Below are 435 nucleotides of genomic sequence, written 5' to 3'. Positions count from 1 at the left end.
CCGATGGTGAAGCCGACCGGGTTTCGCGAATATGACGCGCGCTGGCTGTTCGGCAAGGAAATCAATTTGATGGGCGTGCAGGCGCTGGGCATGGGGCTCGGCGCGCTGATCGCGGAACTCGGGGTCAAGCAGGAGATCGTGACCGGCCACGATTTCCGCAGCTATTCCGCCTCGATCAAATATGCGTTGATCTCCGGGTTGATGGCTGCGGGCTGCAAGGTGCACGACATCGGGCTGGCGGTGACGCCAATGGCCTATTTCGCGCAGTTCGACCTCGACGTGCCCTGCGTCGCGATGGTGACCGCCTCCCACAACGACAATGGCTGGACCGGGGTCAAGATGGGCGCCAATCGCCCGCTGACCTTCGGCCCCGACGAGATGACGCGATTGAAGGAGATCGTGCTCGGCGCCAGCTTCAACAACAAGGCCGGCGGC

1 pseudogene is annotated in these 435 nt (G+C 63.2%); it reads left to right on the top strand.

Annotation, left to right across the window (positions count from 1 at the left end):
• A pseudogene (locus tag CWO89_RS45220) lies at positions 1–435 on the top strand (phosphomannomutase/phosphoglucomutase); the annotation flags it as partial.

The sequence above is a fragment of the Bradyrhizobium sp. Leo170 genome, assembly GCF_004296405.1.
Taxonomy (GTDB): domain Bacteria; phylum Pseudomonadota; class Alphaproteobacteria; order Rhizobiales; family Xanthobacteraceae; genus Bradyrhizobium.
The sequence above is the reverse complement of the archived record's forward strand: the minus strand, read 5'-3'. Positions and strand labels throughout refer to the sequence as shown.